Below are 1,327 nucleotides of genomic sequence, written 5' to 3'. Positions count from 1 at the left end.
CAAACAGATCATTGATGACACTACTGAACTGCGCGTATCGCGGTGCAAAACTGTAACCGCATAGATCCAGTAAGGCGAAGTTAACATGATTGACACCGTGTGTATCTGTCGAGAGTACGTCAGGTTTGATTTCACTGCTGTTGGATTGTAACAGGTCATAAATATAGTGTGATTCGTGCTCGTTGGAACCGATGATCCGAGCATTGAGGGCGCTGTGGTTGGCCACCAGTGTCATGGCCGTGATCCCTTTGTTGGTGCCGAAATACTTAGAGGAGTACCGGGTTTTAAAGGTTTCCAGATGGGTTTCGAATTTCTGACCATCCGCACTGGCGTGCAGCTGGTCCTCCTGAATATGGTAGTGGCGGAAGATGGGTAGCGCTGCAACCGCATTATTGATCACGTCGCTGGCGTCATGCAGCGTTTCAGGCCGGATATAGTTGGCCTGCACCGTACTCAGGTGTTCATAGCTTCGATCGGAGATCTGCGCCATGCCATACACACCACGGTGAGTGGCGTTGGCAATCAGAATGGCCAGTAAATCATCCTGATGAGTGAACCCTTGTTTTTGTATCGGAAGTACATGAGTCAGACATTTCATGAACCCGGTTTCGCGCTCTACATACCGCAGTACATCCGCGATACCGACCGGTTGCATTCGCTTAAAAAAGGGATTGTTGACCAGAGATGTAGCGCTTTTGGTCGGCAGACGCCAGCGGGTACCGGTACGATTTTTCATGATCACATTTCGATTGTCTCCCTCATCAATATGGAGAGCAACGTCTTTGAGTGCACTTTCCAGCCGGTGTTGTTTCTCCTGTAACAATAACTCTGCGGGCTGTTTTAGTCTGTCCAGTGTTGATGAGGCCAGCAAGGTATCCTGCGATGTCTGGGGGATCAGGTCGTCTTCCAGTGCGCGGTATTTGGTAACATTTGGCAAATAAATGCGTCCATTCAGTCGTGAGGTTAACTGCCGGTAGAGCAGCCATTCGTAACGTTGCGGGTTAACGTTATCCTGTTTAACCAACCATGGGAGGTGCTTTTTCGGGATGAGCGACGTATCCATCGTCTTCAGTGGTCCACCGAATGCGATTTCCGTCTGCATCTGTTGAAGTTGGGCGACGACGGCTTCTGAGCCTTTACCGGCCTCACATTCAAGGCACAAGAACACCTGCCTTAACAGTTGCTCCAGGAGATTGCATTGTTCATCGTAATGTTGCCACTGGTACTCTTCCACGGTCCGTTTCTGTTTTTTCAGGTAAAGGCAGAGGGTCTGGATATCCCTGTCATTCATGACCTTCAATGCCTGTTGTCTGACTACTGAGAAGGG

General features: G+C 49.7%; 1 pseudogene. It reads right to left on the bottom strand.

Annotated features, from left to right (window positions below):
• A pseudogene (locus R7M92_RS24910) lies at window positions 1–1,327 on the bottom strand (Tn3-like element ISShfr9 family transposase); the annotation flags it as partial.

Source organism: Vibrio sp. Vb2880, assembly GCF_033337975.1.
Classification (GTDB): Bacteria; Pseudomonadota; Gammaproteobacteria; order Enterobacterales; family Vibrionaceae; genus Vibrio; species Vibrio alginolyticus.
Note: the sequence above shows the minus strand (reverse complement) of the source record. Positions and strands in the feature narration are given on the sequence as shown.